Genomic DNA, 16035 nt, shown 5'->3' on the forward strand with positions numbered 1-16035 from the left:
GGATAAAATGAGTGAAAATGATAAAAAAGTACAAAATTATATTGAAGAATTAGAGAAATATAAAATAGAAAATAGTAATTTAAAAGTTGAAAATGAAGAATACAAAGTTTATTTCAAAAAGAAAATACATATTATTGGTATTCCAAAAGATTTATATTCAATTTGTAATAAATTAATAAGAAATTACAGTTCTGATGAAAGTGAAAATTTTATTAGTAGTTATAATAAAAGACCGGAAGATACATATTATATGTTTAAACCAAATGTTACAACATATGTAAGTAGACAAGTTCTGAAAAAAACTGATGTGATAAATATAAAAAATAGAGAAGAATTAATTTCTATTATAAAAAAGGCGGATGAAAATGAATAATTGGGAAAGTGTAAATTTAATTGGTGTGATTGCAACTAGTGATGAAATTAAACGGACTTATGATAAAGAGAGGATATTTATTAACAAAAATAATGATATACAATTTTATGTAAAAATTATTTCAACCACTCCGTATGATTATCCAGAAGAAAATAATAAGACAAGATACATTTCTTGTTTTGCTAGTCATATTACAGCTTTCTATACCGATGATCCCACTAAAAGCGAAGATGAAAGAGTAGATGACTTCCTTGATTATATAGATGATAAATTTATTTTACTAAATGTAGAACAAAAAGAAGATTATACTTATTTAAATAAGTATTATTATAACGGACTTATAAAATCTATTGAAAAACAATCTGAAGATTTAGACAGAAATCAAAGTTTACATCCAATCCCATTATTTAACCAAAAAAATTCAAAAGAAAGCAATAATTTAGAAGAATTTTTAAATAATATAAAAAATAATAAGGCTTTGGGAAATATAAAGAATATTTCAAAAGAACGTGAAGATGTACCACAATATATTTTTTATAAAGATAATAATAATGATATAAATGTAATTGGTGAAATAAATGATTATGAATACTTTAATTTAGAAGGTTTCAACTATGATTTTAGTAACGAAATCAAATATATTAAATTGAATGAGGAAGATTATAGAAGTTTGATTGAGACTGATTATAACATAGTTTATATATCAACTGAACTTAGTCAAAATATTGAGAAAAGATTGTATGAAGAAAATAAGAATGTAATCAAGATGAATGATAGCGAAAAAGAAATAAATAACCAGAAATTTGAACAAGAATTTTTAGACTATCTATTTGCTAAATTAACTGAATTGAAATTAATTTATAAAAAGGAAGATGTGTTAAATTTTCATACAGCAATGAAAACATCTAATTTAGTTATTTTATCTGGTATGAGTGGTACTGGGAAATCAAAATTAGTCAAAGCCTATACTGAAGCTTTGAAAATTAAAGGTAGTTTTAAATTTATCCCAGTTAGTCCTAGTTGGACTGATGATACTGACATAATTGGATATGCTGATACATTAAATATGATTTATCGTCCTGACGACCATGGATTGGTAGACACACTCATTGCGGCTTCAGAAAAAGAAAATGAAAATAAGTTGTATATTATATGTTTTGATGAAATGAACTTAGCAAGAATAGAACACTATTTTTCTCAGTTCTTATCAATTTTAGAATCTGACGGAGATAATAGAAAGCTTACTCTTTATAATAAAGAATTGGGGGGCAAATTATATAATTCTACAAAATATAAGCATGAAATAACTATTGGGAAAAATGTAAGATTTGTAGGTACAGCAAATGTAGATGACACAACTTATCATTTTTCGAATAAAGTATTAGATAGAGCAAACTTAATAAATTTAAAAGTAATGCCATTTGAAGATTTAGTAAAGATAACTAAAAAAGAAAAAATTACTATTAAAACAGATGTTGATTTTGCAAATAAATATATAGAAAGCTTTGTAAATAATGATAAAGCAATAGCATTTGATGAGAATATAATTAATTTTTTACAAGAATTTCATAATTTATTAACTACTATTCACGATCAATTTGGAATAGGACCACGAGTCATTAAACAAATTGACTCTTATTTGAAAAACATACCTGATAATCAAGATTCATTAACTTTTGAAAAAGGATTGGACTTGCAAATAGTTCAAAGAATATTAACTAAATTACGAGGATCAAGCGAGGAGTTAACAGAAATAATAGGGAATTATGATCCTACTACTAAAGAAGTTAGCTCTTCTGAATTAATTGGTTTAATAGAAAAATATAAAGATATTTCTGATTTTAAAGAAACAAAAAGACATATCATAGCAAAAGCTAAGGAGTTATATTTGAATGGTTATACCTTCTAATATTAAGTTGAAAATAAATGTGGGGCTAAATTCTGAATTTAAAACTGAATTAAAATTTTTTGAAGATATCCAAAGTATAGATTTTGAAAATGATATAGTAAAAGTTAAAGAGTATCATCACCTAAGTGTGATGAATCAAGAGAAAGTTAAATTGTATTTTGATGGTTTTGATGTTTTAGAAGATGAAAATTTGATATACGATGAAAATAAAAATAAATATTTATTTAACGGCGAAGTTACTCTAATAGATAGTAATAATATAAATAACATCTTAGTCCCCGGTTATTATTTATTTAAGGTTGTAGATGAGAAAACATATTATTCTATTATTGAAATTGAACCAAAACATATTAATGGATTAGAGTGGAAACAACTTTACAAAGAAATTGATAAATTTTCAAATGGTCTTTCGCGTTCTTTAATTAATAAAACTAATTCAAAAGCAATACAAACTAAAAATGATTCGAATTTCTATGAAAAAATAAATTATTTAATGGAAAATTATAAACAGATTGTTCATTCATTAAATTTTATTAAAACTAATCCAAGACATAAAGTATCAAAGAATTATAATTGGATTAATAAAAATGCTACAGCGCTTATAGACAAAAATAGTATAAAAAAACATAGTAGTTCACCACATATGAAAAACTATTTATATTCGTATAAAAGAAATATAAATTATAATATTTCAGAAAATATTTGGTTGAAAACTAAATTAACTTCATTATTAAAAGAATTAAATAGTATTCAATCAACATTAAAAGATTTGAAAGAAGAAAAACCAACATTTCAAACTAATATAATAAGAAATACTAGAGTGAGAAATAATGTTTATATTATTAATAAACAAATTATGACAATAAAAAATACAATTATAAGTTTATTAAGAGAAGAATGGATTAATACTTTAAGTAAAAGTGATTCAATAAAACCGAATAAAGCAGCCCTAATGGATTATAATTACAACACAATATTTAAATGGGTAAAAGAGTTTAATAAAACTAAATTAGACATAGTTTTTTCAGAAATCATTCAGAACTCATGGAAAAGAACAGATGAACTTTATGAAATATGGTGTTACATCCAAGTATTATTAAAATTAATAGAAGAAAACTATGAGCCTATAGATGGGTGGCTTTATAGTGAACAACCTGAATTAGAGTTATATGAAAAAACTATAGTTAAATTAAAAAAAGATAAAATTAGTCTTAATATTCACTATAACTCTAAAATGAAAGGGAAAAGTAGCGAAACAAGTAAATCGCATCCACTATATACTAGTAATAGAAAAAATAAACCAGATATAAGAATAGATATATTTGTTAACCACATATTTTTAAAAAGTATACCTATTGATGTTAAATATAGAAAATTGAGTAATATCACTCACAAAGATAAAGGGTCTCTAGATCAATTGTTTGCTTACAAAGATAGTCCTAGTTCAATATATCACTTAGAAGGTGCTAAAGAATATAAACGGAAAAACCATAGAATTATCAATAAAGTAGTAGTGTTATTTCCTAAAGACGAAAAAAATTCTCACAAAACCAATAATTTAAAAAAAGAATATGGAATAGAGTTTTATGAACTTAGTCCTAATAATATTGAAGACGGTTTTGTGAAAATGATTAAAAACGAAATTCAAGATATGATAGAGCTTTATGAAGATACTTATAATAATTAAAATAATAAATAATACCAAAAAGTTTCTATTTTATATAGAAACTTTTTTATGATATATGAATAGAAGAATATGAATAAGTTAGACTTCGGGTTGTGTGGCTGTATAGTGCGGGTTGTCTAAAATTGAGAATTTGTACTTAAAATAAGCAAGAATTCTAATTTTGTAGGTCTTACATGTATCCAATTGGTGTAACTATTGGTACGATAATCTTAATACTTTATTTCCGTGGAAATACAATTGGGAGGTGTGGGTATGGATTCTAATACTGAATTTAAAAAAGGAGTCTTGTTTGCGTTAGGGCGCATTTGCTATGGGGAGTTCTTCCTATTTACTGGAAATTAATAGGGGGAATAAGTGCGTTTGAAATTCTTGCCTATCGTATCGTGTTATCAATGATTTTTATGGTGCTCATGATCTTCATTTTGAAGAAAACGAACACATTTAAGCGAGACATAACAAATTTAGTTTCACATCCGATACAACTTATCGTGATTATCATTGCGGGGGACGTTATTACGATAAACTGGGGAACATTCATATGGGCAGTGTCAAATGGACATGTGCTACAGGCAAGTTTAGGTTATTACATTAACCCATTAGTAAGTATTCTATTGGCGTTCATTTTCCTAAAAGAGAGATTTAATAAGTTTGAAACGTTGGCCATTATCTTTGCGATGGTTGGCGTAGTCTACATGACCATTCGTGTCGGCGAGTTTCCATTTATTTCACTAATGCTAGCATTTTCATTTGGTATTTATGGCTTGCTTAAAAAATTAGTGCGAGTTGAAGCAATGAGTAGTATCGCAATAGAATGTATCGTTACTGCGCCAGCGGGTCTTATTTACATGGCTTACCTATGGCAAACAAGTCAAAGTTCAGTAGGTATAAATATGGATAGCTTCTGGCTTCTCTTTTCAGGAATGATTACGGCAGTGCCGCTAATCTTATTCTCAGCAGGCGCTAAACGTATTCCACTATCATTAACTGGCTTTATTCAATACGTCAGCCCAACGCTAATATTTATCCTAGGCATCTTTGCCTTTAAAGAACCATTCGATATTCATCAATTGATTACGTTTATATTCATTTGGGTTGGTATCGCGTTATATAGTATTTCTCAATATGTGAAAATGAAACGTAACGCTAGACCACAATAATGAGAATTTAATACATCGTAAAGGAATTTCTATATAACGTAGGAATTCCTTTTTTAATTCAATTCTATGTAAAATATTTTAATTTTTATCACAAGTTTTTGAAAAAGTGGATAAAATTACTACAAAAATTGATAAAATAGATAGTAATAGAGGATAGGTTAAACAGGTGATAATATGGGCAAAATGCTAAAAATAGAAAATATACAGTATTCGATGGAGAACCTTAATAATTCAGTACAAGATTGGGAAACATCTACAGACGGTAAGTTTTTACTAAGGTATCCAACAGTATACATAATAAATGATAAAAAACAGGAAAATAATTTTGAAGTTTATGTAGGCGAAACGGCAGATATTAGAAATAGAACGAGACAACATTTGAATGCAGATACTAAAGTAAAAACATTTTGGGAAGACTTTTCCGAATCAAAAAACTCTTCTATGTATGTCATAGGACATGAACTTTTCAATAAGTCATTAACTTTAGATATTGAAAATAGACTTATGCAATATTTGTTAAGTGTCGACAACATCTCACGGGTTCATAACAGTAGAACCAACCAACAAAATGAATATTATACATCTGAAAAATTAGATGAAATATTTTCTGACATATGGAAATCATTAAATAAGAAGAATAAATCACTCTTTCCAATTGAAAGTATTATTAAAGATTCAGCAATATTTAAAGCGTCTCCTTTTCATAAACTAACGCAAGAACAAATTAACGCAAAAGAAGAAATTATGATTAAGATTAAAGAAGCTATCTTATCAGAAGAAGAAAGCCAATTAATCATTGTAGAAGGGGAAGCAGGTTCAGGGAAAACGGTATTAATGAGTACGCTTCTCTATGAACTAGGTAAATATAATTTAGACTTAGATAGAAATCTTGATATTCATTTATTAGTCAATCATGACGAGCATGTAATCATCTATAATCAAATAGCAACTAAGTTAGGAATTTCGAGTAGAAATAATAGTATTGTAGGAAAACCAACTAGCTTTATTAATAATCATTATCCCGAAGATAAAGTGGATGTTGTAATTGTAGATGAAGCACATTTACTGTTAACACAAGGAAAACAAAGCTATAGAGGTAAAAATCACCTTGAGGATTTATTAGAACGCGCAAAAGTAGTCGTTATTGTATTTGATTTAAAACAAGTGCTCACTACTGAACAGATTTGGGAACAAGATAAGTTGGAACATTATTTTGAAAAAGCTAAAAGTAAGAATAACCATGTTGCGTTAAGAAATCAAATGCGCATTAATAGTGATGAGAAAACAATTAATTGGATACGAAATCTAATCGATGATCAAACTATTAATCATATTCCTGATGATGAAAAGGGTTATGAAATAAAGATTTTTGATACACCTGATGAACTTGAAAAAGCTATCAGACATAAGGCTCAAAATACTGACAGTGGTATATCAAGAATGCTTGCTACATTTGATTGGTACTATAACTCAAAACCGCCAAAAGACCGTGATTATTGGAGAGTAAGCATAGGTGATTGGTCTATGCCTTGGAATAACCAGTTAAAAAGTAACAGAAGAGAGTCGAAATTGCCTTGGATTGAAAAAGAATGTACATTAAATGAAATTGGTTCAACCTATACAATACAAGGCTTAGATTTAAATTTTGCTGGTGTAGTAATTGGGCCGTCAGTGAAATACAGAAACGGTAAATTAATATTTGATGCAGACAGTAGTGCGAATAAAAAAGCAACACAGAGAAGAACGTTAGACGATGGTAGTAAACAACATTTTTCTGATATGTTACTTAAAAATGAATTGAATGTATTGTTAACACGTGGAGTAAATGGGCTCTACATTTACGCCGTAGACGAAGAATTAAGAGAAGCACTAAAAAACGCAGCAAAAGGTGAAAATAATGAATGAAACAAAAGACATATTAAAAGAAATCAATCATTTTCGAGATGAACGCAATTGGCGACAATTTCATAATGAAAAGGATTTATCTTTATCTATCAGTTTGGAAGCGGCAGAATTACTTGAGCTATTTCAATGGAAATCATCTGAAGAAGTCGTACAAGATAAACAAGAAAGATTAGCTGAGGAACTAGCAGATGTCTTAATTTACAGTTATATGCTTGCCGATAATTTAGATTTTGATATAAATGAGATTATACGCAAAAAATTAAGAAAAAACGCAGAGAAATATCCAGTTGAAAAAAGTAAAAACAACAATGCTAAATACGATGAATTGTGATGCTAGGGATGAATTGTATTTGTTATGTTAACCTTAAAGTAAATCTTATATTACTTAAGGAGGGCATATGCGCACCTTTAATCGATCATTAATTACATATATTGTTTTAGTGTTTATACTTACGTACGGATTAGAAGGTTTAATTTATGCGATAGGTGGTTTACAGGCATTTGCTATAATAGCTAATCTAGCAATGTTACTACCTGCGATTTCAGCGATTATAGTGTGGTTAATTTATCATCGCAATCAGAAGTTTTGGAAGTTTTTCGCTTTAAGATTGGGCAAGCTAAAATATTGGTTTATCTATCCACTATGTATGATTGGCATTATGGTTATCATATATGGCGTATCATATTTAATTAATCCATCTCAATTTTTAAACCAATCAGAACTCCAAGAGCGAATGTCAGATATTTTCGTGTTTTTACCGCATGCGCCTGTATTAATTAATTTACTTATTCCTTTGGCACTTAACCTTACTATAGGTATAGTTTTTAGTATAATTGCTTATTTAGGTGAAGAGTTAGGTTGGAGAGCTTTCATGTATCCGCAACTAACAAGAATTGGTCTGACGAAAGGTTTAATTATCGGTGGCGTAATATGGGGATTATGGCATTTACCTTTAATATTAATGGGACATAATTATCCTAACCATCCAATTTTAGGAAATCTTTTAATGATTTGTATGTGTATACCATTAGGCATCATTCTTTATTATAGTTACCTCAAATCAAAGAATATTTTCGTGCCAGCTATTTTACATGGGATTTTAAATCAGTTTTCCAGTACACTAACAACATTTACGACAAAAGAAACTGTGTTTAATCCTCTTATTTCAGGACCGACAGGCATCATTGGAATTATTATTTTAAGTTTGATTGCTATAGCTTTAATTTTGAAAATGAAGAACTCAGGAACGCTAACTATTAATTATGATAATTAATTTAAGGACTTGTTCTCTAAAAGGTTAGAGGGCGAGTCTTTATTTTTCCAAATAAAAATACACTTATAGCATTGGGAGGACTATAAGTGTATTGGCCATAAAGCCTTTTTTGGGAATATACAAATGTTTGGGTTTTAATAAAATGTATGACAGGGTTACATTTTATTGTATGGGATGTTGGTGATTGATAAATGTACTCTAAATTTAAGGAAGTCTAAGTCTAGTACAAACTAATTTGAAAAAGAAAAGAGTATATATTCTCCGGCACATTATAAATAATGCCAAGTTATCCCAAATAGATACTTAATTTATGTATCTAGCTTGTTTTACCCGTTTATTTTGTTTTAAAACTGTTTTTAACAATAAAATGTATAAATTTAATATCTTTTTAAAAATTGTGTAGAAATGAACCTTTATTTCAAAATAATATAAATTAGTCCAAGGATCATGGTAATGCTAGCTGAAGCGTTATTAAGCATATGTACAAGAATGCTATCTTTCAAGCTACCACGACGTTGATAGGCCATATACATGCCCATGCCCATTAACATATACATCAAGAAGCCGATAATATTTCCTGAAGCATGATTAATAGAGAAGATGGCCGATGATAGAATTAATGGCAACACGAATGCGCCTCTTTTAAAGATAGTTTCTTTGAAAATGCCTCGGAAAGTGTGTTCTTCTAAATATGGTCCGACAAAAGTAATCGCTATAAAGAAAACGATTAAGGCGATAATAATTGATGGTGTTAGATGATCAATGCGTTCTAAATTCTTCATTAATGCTTTATCATTGGCAGATTGTGATTGGCCGTATACAACTCCCATTAGTAGAGATAAACCAATTGCCATTACACGCAATAAGAAGAACCAAAGGATATCGATCCCAACATCTCGAGGTTGTAATTTCAAATGTATATTTTCATATGTATGACGACGATAATATGTTCTCACTGCCCAAATCACAAACACTGAGACGATAATGAAAACGACAGATAGACCAATGGTTAAACCTATGCTATCTTTAGCCACTGTGAGTCCTAAAATTGATAGTGCTAATATTGCTGGAATTTGAACAAAAATCATAAAGAATATAAAAATTAAAACGTTAAGAAATCGATTGCCTTTCGGTTTAACCAACTTTTGATGATTAGGTTCTAGTGGTTCTTGATTCTGAGTTGCCTGAGTACTTGAAGTACGCGTTGAATCCATAGTTTGTTCCAAAGTGTTAACCTACTTTCTATATATTTAATGATGTTACCAATCGTACATGGTATATTTTCATCATACCATACATAGAATTGCTCTCTAACACGTCTTAAAATGGTGTTTTGTAGATTCTCATCGATAATTAAAGTGTGGCGAAGAATAAGTAAGTTGTTGCACTAAAGTTAATAATGGTGTATAATTACATCATAAATTACAACATAATACCAACCTTCCTTCTGCGTCCAGTAGACGTCTGAAGGTCAAACGACGGACTTATTATACCACCGTCTGATTCATTTGAATTAAAGGCGATAAAGTATAAAAAAGTACGTCGTTATATGTAATAAAGTTACGCATTTGATGAAATAGAGGCATAGGTTTTATAAAAATAGAATAACTGTATCATTTTTACTTTCCACTCAACAGTAATCTTTAAATTTTGAAGGTTATTACTCTCATTTTATAATAAAAAAATTTCCCATTTAATTTTAATTTCTATTCAAACTATATTCTTTGAGAAAAGAAAATAATTAGAAAGCGTTTGCTTTTGTTTCTATAATTTCTATTTTTGTGTAATAATATAATTGTAGAAATACACCATATCATCTTTATTGTAGCACTATTGATTAAATAAAATTGCAAATATAGTGTAAGTGTAATTTTTTTGTCATTTTAACAATAATAATATCAGAATAAATTTTATATTCATTGTTTTAAAATTTGCAATCGTTTACAATAAACGTGAAATTAATCACAAAGGAGTTATGCGGGATGAAAAATTTAAGAAATAGAAGTTTTTTAACACTTTTAGACTTTTCGCAACAGGAAGTTGAATTTTTACTTAACTTATCTGAGGACTTGAAAAGAGCGAAATATGCAGGAATCGAACAGCAGAAACTTAAAGGTAAAAACATTGCCTTAATTTTCGAAAAAGATTCTACGCGTACACGTTGTGCCTTTGAAACTGCAGCCTATGATCAAGGCGCACATGTCACATATCTTGGACCAACTGGTAGCCAAATGGGCAAAAAAGAATCTGCCAAAGATACTGGTCGTGTATTAGGTGGTATGTATGACGGTATTGAATATCGTGGCTACTCACAACGTGTAGTAGAAGAACTAGCTAAATATTCAGGTGTGCCTGTATGGAATGGCTTAACTGACGAAGATCATCCTACTCAAGTACTTGCTGACTTTTTAACAGCAAAAGAAGTATTGAAAAAACCATATCATGAGATTAATTTCACTTATGTTGGCGATGGACGTAATAATGTAGCCAACGCATTAATGCAAGGTGCAGCTATAATGGGAATGACGTTCCACCTTGTATGTCCTAAAGAGTTAAATCCTAAAGCCGATTTATTGCAACGTTGTAAAGAAACTGCTGCTCAACACGGTGGCGAAATATTAGTAACTGATAATATTGATGAAGGCGTAAAAGGTTCAGACGTTATCTATACGGATGTATGGGTGTCTATGGGTGAGCCTGACGAAGTTTGGGAAGAGCGTATTAAATTGTTAGAACCTTACCGTGTAACGAAAGAAATGATGGAAAAAACTGGCAACCCACACGCAATCTTTGAACATTGCTTGCCTGCATTCCATGACACTGAAACTACAATCGGTAAACAAATTCAAGAGAAATATGGTTTAACTGAAATGGAAGTTACTGATGAAGTGTTTGAAAGTGATCGCTCTGTTGTCTTCCAAGAAGCTGAAAATAGAGCACATACAATTAAAGCTGTGATGGTTGCAACTTTAGGAGAATAAATAAGGAGGACCTGCCTATGTCTAAAAAAATAGTAGTGGCTTTAGGTGGTAACGCCTTAGGACAATCACCTGAAGAGCAATTAGAGTTAGTTAAAGGAACAGCGAAATCACTTGTCAGCTTAATTGATAAGGGCTACGAAATTGTCATTAGTCATGGGAATGGGCCACAAGTCGGCAGTATTAATTTAGGATTAAATTATGCTGCTGAACATGAACAAGGTCCGCCGTTCCCATTTCCAGAATGTGGTGCTATGAGCCAAGCATATATTGGCTATCAATTACAGGAAAGTTTATTAAATGAATTACATTCTTTAGGTATTGATAAGCAAGTGGTGACGCTTGTCACACAAGTTGAAGTGGCAGGAGATGACCAAGCGTTCAACAATCCAACGAAACCAATCGGCTTATTCTACACAAAAGAACAAGCAGATAAAACAATCCAGGAAAAAGGGTACCAATTTGTGGAAGATTCTGGACGTGGTTATCGTCGCGTCGTGCCTTCTCCCCAACCAATTAATATCGTTGAATTAGAAAGCATCGAAACACTTATCAAACATGGAACACTCGTTATCGCAGCAGGCGGTGGCGGTATTCCAGTTGTTAAAGAACAAGGCAATTACAAAGGCGTAGATGCCGTAATTGATAAAGATAAAACAAGCGCCTTATTAGCGGCTCATTTACAATCAGACCAGTTGATTATCTTAACGGCAGTGGATTATGTCTATATTAATTATGGAAAAGATAATCAAAAAGGTCTAGGCGAAGTGTCAGTGGCTGATATGAAACAATATATTGCTGATAATCAATTTGCGAAAGGGAGTATGCTTCCTAAAGTTGAAGCTGCGTTACAATTCATCGAGAAACATCCTGAAGGTAGTGTGCTTATCACATCATTAGCAGATTTGGGAGATGCGTTAGATGGTAAGATTGGTACATTAATTAAAAAATAAGTATTAGATAGTTTAACTTTTGACACAATGATAATACCCCTCTATATATTTAATAAATAAGTAAAACCTGAGCTTAACGTATGTGATTTACATAGTTAAACTCAGGTTTTTTAAAAATTAAAGGGAATGATTTAAGGTAGAGTCGATACATCCTCTCACTACGGCAATAGCGAGTGAATTGGTGGGTATATACTAGGAATTTTGTTGATTTAAATATAACATCATAATAAAGTACGCGTATTTGAATATATACGGAATAAAATATTAAATAATCTCATCTTTTTTAAAAAAGAACTCAAAATTAAGGTTATTGGAAAGTAAAGATGTCTTACATTAAAGAAATTAAAAGGGGGGACATAGATGAAACAAGTATATTTTCATCATGTAGAGCATAGTAAGGTGCAAAAGCAATCTAAATTGACTTTATGGGCAACACTTTTAATTACGTTGTTTTTTACAATTGTAGAGTTTGCAGGAGGATTATTATCTAATTCTTTAGCTTTATTGTCTGATTCATTTCACATGTTAAGTGATGTACTTGCATTAGGATTATCTATGTTAGCCATTTACTTTGCGAGTCGTAAGCCGACAGCACGGTTCACTTATGGCTATTTGCGTTTTGAAGTGTTGGCAGCTTTCTTAAATGGTTTAGCTTTATCAGTGATTTCTATTGGTATTTTTTATGAAGCTATCATGCGTATCGTCTATCCTAAACAAGTTGAAAGTGGTTTAATGCTTGTTGTCGCTACGATTGGTTTAGTCGTAAATATCATACTAACTATTATTCTAATGCGCTCTTTAAAGAATGAACAAAACATAAATGTTCAAAGTGCTTTATGGCATTTTATTGGAGATTTATTAAATTCAGTTGGCGTGATTTTAGCAGTATTATTAATACATTTCACGGGTATTCAGTTGTTCGATCCTATATTAAGTATGCTAATTTCAATCATTATCTTTAGAGGTGGCTACAAAATTGTGCGTAATGCTTGGATGATATTAATGGAGTCTGTGCCAGAAGATTTAGATACTGATGATGTTATAAAGACAATTAAGACTGTTCCTGGAGTTATAGATGTTCACGAATTTCACTTATGGGGCATTACCACAGACCAATACTCTCTAAGTGCACATATCGTTTTAGATAGTAAAAGTAGTAAAGAGGCGTTTGTTCATATCAATGCTATAGAAGCATTATTAAAAGAAAAGTATGGATTAGCACATACGACACTACAAATAGAACATTTGGATATTAATCATCTTGATGAGCCTTATTTTGATGAGATTAAGCATAAGCAGGATTAATGATTTAGAATTATATTACACGAACTGTAGGTTAATTAGCTAGTGCTTATTACTTAAAAATCCCCTTACTACGAACATAGTAAGGGGATTTGGTGCATAAAATGCTAGACTTTTTTGTTAAGTGTATTATAACACTTTAATGGATAGGATACAAAATTATATTGAATTTTTTTCGATTGATAACGCTAATATTAAATTATTATATTAACATAGTGTTACTTATCGGAAACCTTATACAACTAAGATATATAAGATAGTATAATATAAAAGTCGTCTGTGTCTCTCAGACGTTAATTTCAACGTTGAGAGGAGGTGCTTAATATGCTTATAATCTTCGTGCATATCATTGCACCAGTCATTAGTGGCTGTGCAGTTGCGTACTTTACTTACTGGCTTAGTAGTAAACGCAATAAATAGAAGGCGACGTTAAGCCGCATCAAAAAAACCCCTCACTATTGAGAGTAGTGAGGGGTTTGGTGCATATATGCATATAATCTTCGTTAAACGTATTATAACATCATAGTATAGAGAAATGCAAAAGTAGAAGAATTATTAAAGGAGGAAGGTTATTGACAGGGCCTACCAATTTATAAACTTTATTTCGAATTACTCCATTAGATAGAGAAGTAAAGGTATCCATTATATTTTACCTCGCTTTTTAAAGATTTAAATAATACAAATAAGAGAACTCATCATAGAGTTCTCTTATTAAAAATATCCTGTTACGGTGTAGTACCAGGATAATATTTTTTAAATTTTCAGTTTATTTATTCTGGTTATCTTTTTAAATTAATAATTAAAATATTGATAATACCTGTCACGTTATGTAATGTTTAAGATTTCTCTTTGATATTGCTAAAAGAAAATACAATTATTGAAATAATTAACAACACCGATAATAACTTATACGTTTGTATTTCATTAATATGGTTGAAGCTAATTAAATTGTTTAGAGCATGTATCGTTATTGTTATAAATAAATTTTTGGTTATTACAAAAATAATTGCTAATGTAACACTAGCAAAAAGATGAGTCAATGACATTAAAAGTGATTGAGCTAAGTGTATTGACCAAAATAACAATGTAGAGACTAATATAAATAAGATATTTGTTATATATTGATTTGTCTTATCTCTAAAACTCCATATAGTTTATTATAAATATTTTATAAACTTAAATATTCACACTTATATGATACAATATTTTATAGCACAATTAAATAAAAATATTAGGAGGTTTTAAAATGAGTACATTTATTTTTATTTTAATCCCAGCTATGCTAACTTTTTTCTATTTAATTTATAGAGAAAATAAGAAGTAGTTTAATTATTGACTATATAATATTTTATTAAAATAGTTGTAAGGATCTTATTGCTACATTTTTCTTTATTTTTTAAGTTATTATAGTCAATTATCTCATTATTCAAGAAGAGTTAAAAAAGTTTATGATACGTTAAAACTAATTTTGTGAATTGATCATTTTCAAAGAAAAGGAGATAATTATATGAATATTTTAACTGTAGAAAATTTAACCAAAAAGATAGGTAATAAAACTATTCTTGAAATATTTCTTTAACCTTGAATTCAGGGCAGATTATTGGTCTTGTCGGAGCAAATGGAGCAGGAAAAACATCTTTGATGAAAGTAATATTAGGATACTCAAGTTATCAAGAGGGAAACTTTAAGGTAACTGAAATTAAAGAAAAAAAGTAATATTGGTGCATTAATTGAAAGTCCTGGAATATACCCTTTCATGTCAGGGTATGACAATATTAAGTTACTAAATGAAACTAAAATACTGTTCAACAAGGAATTAATCAAGCAAAAACGGCTTGGAAGCCAGGCAAACAAGTTTTCCATATCCCATTTGGTAAAGAAATGGAATGGGCACAAGTTAGCCAACAAAAAGCCCTTGATGTTCGAATGAAAAAGATTAATCAAAAAGTTGAAGATGGTAAAAAATTGAGTAAGAATGATTTGTTTACTATCCTAATCTACCAACAACAAACGCATTCTAAAGAATTATCTAATAGCGTTCGAAAATACATGGAAGATAATGAAAATGATATTTCTAGCGATTTAACTGTAGATAGCTCAACCACACTTCTAGAAGAGTATGGTAAATATCTATCTAAAAATCCTAATTTAACTATAAATGGTAGAATGTTTAAAGACTATGGCGTTGGTATTGCCAAGGTAGGTAAATATGGTGGACATGTTATGGGAAGCTTAGGTTTTGGTTTTGGATTATATACAGATATTAAAGAAGATAATAAAACAATTGGTGAAGTTGTGGCACATAATGGGTTGTTATTAGGGGCTGGAACTTTAGGAACTTTTCTAGGTTCAGGATTACTATTCTCAAATCCAATAGGCTGGGCAATTGTTGGTGGAATCGGTTTAACATATCTTGTAGATCAAATGTATAAAAATGATATTTTTGGTTTAAAAGATGGGACAAGTTGGATTGGTAAAAATTAATAGACCCAGCTTT

The 16035-nt window shown here is 29.8% G+C and carries 13 protein-coding genes and 2 pseudogenes; 13 read left to right on the forward strand and 2 right to left on the reverse strand.

What is annotated here, in order from left to right:
- From HS848_RS06625 to HS848_RS06655, 7 genes and pseudogenes are all read left to right on the forward strand, one after another.
- A partial coding sequence (locus HS848_RS06625; protein WP_198611699.1) for a hypothetical protein occupies positions 1-373 on the forward strand: 373 nt, incomplete at its 5' end.
- Positions 366-2282, forward strand: a complete 1917-nt coding sequence (locus HS848_RS06630; protein WP_232806113.1) for an McrB family protein — start codon at positions 366-368, stop codon at positions 2280-2282. The genes HS848_RS06625 and HS848_RS06630, both read left to right, overlap by 8 nt.
- A complete protein-coding gene (locus HS848_RS06635; RefSeq protein ID WP_198611701.1) occupies positions 2266-3969 on the forward strand; it encodes a DUF2357 domain-containing protein in 1704 nt (567 codons plus the stop codon). Before HS848_RS06630 ends, HS848_RS06635 begins: the two co-directional genes overlap by 17 nt.
- Before the next feature lie 252 nt (positions 3970-4221).
- Positions 4222-5126, forward strand: a pseudogene (gene rarD / locus HS848_RS06640) (EamA family transporter RarD).
- A 174-nt stretch (positions 5127-5300) separates the two neighbouring features.
- A complete protein-coding gene (locus HS848_RS06645; RefSeq protein ID WP_198611702.1) occupies positions 5301-7031 on the forward strand; it encodes a DUF2075 domain-containing protein in 1731 nt (576 codons plus the stop codon).
- Positions 7024-7362, forward strand: coding sequence for a nucleotide pyrophosphohydrolase (locus HS848_RS06650; protein WP_198611703.1), 339 nt, complete (start codon positions 7024-7026; stop codon positions 7360-7362). The genes HS848_RS06645 and HS848_RS06650 overlap by 8 nt, the downstream gene beginning before the upstream one ends.
- Before the next feature lie 67 nt (positions 7363-7429).
- Positions 7430-8305 (forward strand): CPBP family intramembrane glutamic endopeptidase, encoded by an 876-nt coding sequence (locus HS848_RS06655; RefSeq protein ID WP_198611704.1) that lies wholly within the window; start codon positions 7430-7432, stop codon positions 8303-8305.
- A gap of 413 nt (positions 8306-8718) precedes the next feature.
- On the opposite strand, the gene HS848_RS06660 is transcribed toward HS848_RS06655, so the two are convergent.
- On the reverse strand, positions 8719-9531 hold the full coding sequence (locus tag HS848_RS06660; RefSeq protein ID WP_198611705.1) for a CPBP family intramembrane glutamic endopeptidase: 813 nt from the start codon (positions 9529-9531) through the stop codon (positions 8719-8721).
- Between the two features lie 756 nt (positions 9532-10287).
- Here HS848_RS06660 and argF point away from each other — a divergent pair.
- The 4 genes from argF (at position 10288) to HS848_RS06680 (ending at position 13958) form a co-directional block, all read left to right on the forward strand.
- Positions 10288-11286, forward strand: coding sequence for an ornithine carbamoyltransferase (gene argF, locus HS848_RS06665; protein WP_198611706.1), 999 nt, complete (start codon positions 10288-10290; stop codon positions 11284-11286).
- Between the two features lie 17 nt (positions 11287-11303).
- Positions 11304-12236, forward strand: coding sequence for a carbamate kinase (arcC, locus tag HS848_RS06670; protein ID WP_198611707.1), 933 nt, complete (start codon positions 11304-11306; stop codon positions 12234-12236).
- A gap of 360 nt (positions 12237-12596) precedes the next feature.
- Positions 12597-13541, forward strand: coding sequence for a cation diffusion facilitator family transporter (locus tag HS848_RS06675; protein ID WP_198611708.1), 945 nt, complete (start codon positions 12597-12599; stop codon positions 13539-13541).
- A 321-nt stretch (positions 13542-13862) separates the two neighbouring features.
- On the forward strand, positions 13863-13958 hold the full coding sequence (locus tag HS848_RS06680) for a type I toxin-antitoxin system Fst family toxin (protein WP_198611709.1): 96 nt from the start codon (positions 13863-13865) through the stop codon (positions 13956-13958).
- A 416-nt stretch (positions 13959-14374) separates the two neighbouring features.
- Here HS848_RS06680 and HS848_RS13030 read toward each other — a convergent pair whose 3' ends face one another.
- On the reverse strand, positions 14375-14689 hold the full coding sequence (locus HS848_RS13030) for a CPBP family intramembrane glutamic endopeptidase (protein WP_408642066.1): 315 nt from the start codon (positions 14687-14689) through the stop codon (positions 14375-14377).
- A 356-nt stretch (positions 14690-15045) separates the two neighbouring features.
- Here HS848_RS13030 and HS848_RS06690 point away from each other — a divergent pair.
- Positions 15046-15336 (forward strand): annotated as a pseudogene (locus tag HS848_RS06690) (ATP-binding cassette domain-containing protein); the annotation flags it as partial.
- 83 nt (positions 15337-15419) lie between these two features.
- Positions 15420-16022 (forward strand): hypothetical protein, encoded by a 603-nt coding sequence (locus tag HS848_RS06695; RefSeq protein WP_198611711.1) that lies wholly within the window; start codon positions 15420-15422, stop codon positions 16020-16022.
- The last annotated feature ends 13 nt before the right edge of the window (positions 16023-16035 follow it).

The sequence above is a fragment of the Staphylococcus caledonicus genome (assembly GCF_016238465.1).
Lineage (GTDB): Bacteria > Bacillota > Bacilli > Staphylococcales > Staphylococcaceae > Staphylococcus > Staphylococcus caledonicus.

Coding starts and splice junctions, on each gene's coding strand:
- HS848_RS06630 (WP_232806113.1), top strand. CDS start 366: ATGAATAATTGGGAAAGTGTAAATTTAATTGGTGTGATTGCAACTAGT.
- argF (WP_198611706.1), top strand. CDS start 10,288: ATGAAAAATTTAAGAAATAGAAGTTTTTTAACACTTTTAGACTTTTCG.
- HS848_RS06695 (WP_198611711.1), top strand. CDS start 15,420: ATGGAATGGGCACAAGTTAGCCAACAAAAAGCCCTTGATGTTCGAATG.
- arcC (WP_198611707.1), top strand. CDS start 11,304: ATGTCTAAAAAAATAGTAGTGGCTTTAGGTGGTAACGCCTTAGGACAA.
- HS848_RS06650 (WP_198611703.1), top strand. CDS start 7,024: ATGAATGAAACAAAAGACATATTAAAAGAAATCAATCATTTTCGAGAT.
- HS848_RS06675 (WP_198611708.1), top strand. CDS start 12,597: ATGAAACAAGTATATTTTCATCATGTAGAGCATAGTAAGGTGCAAAAG.
- HS848_RS06680 (WP_198611709.1), top strand. CDS start 13,863: ATGCTTATAATCTTCGTGCATATCATTGCACCAGTCATTAGTGGCTGT.
- HS848_RS06655 (WP_198611704.1), top strand. CDS start 7,430: ATGCGCACCTTTAATCGATCATTAATTACATATATTGTTTTAGTGTTT.
- HS848_RS06645 (WP_198611702.1), top strand. CDS start 5,301: ATGGGCAAAATGCTAAAAATAGAAAATATACAGTATTCGATGGAGAAC.
- HS848_RS06635 (WP_198611701.1), top strand. CDS start 2,266: ATGGTTATACCTTCTAATATTAAGTTGAAAATAAATGTGGGGCTAAAT.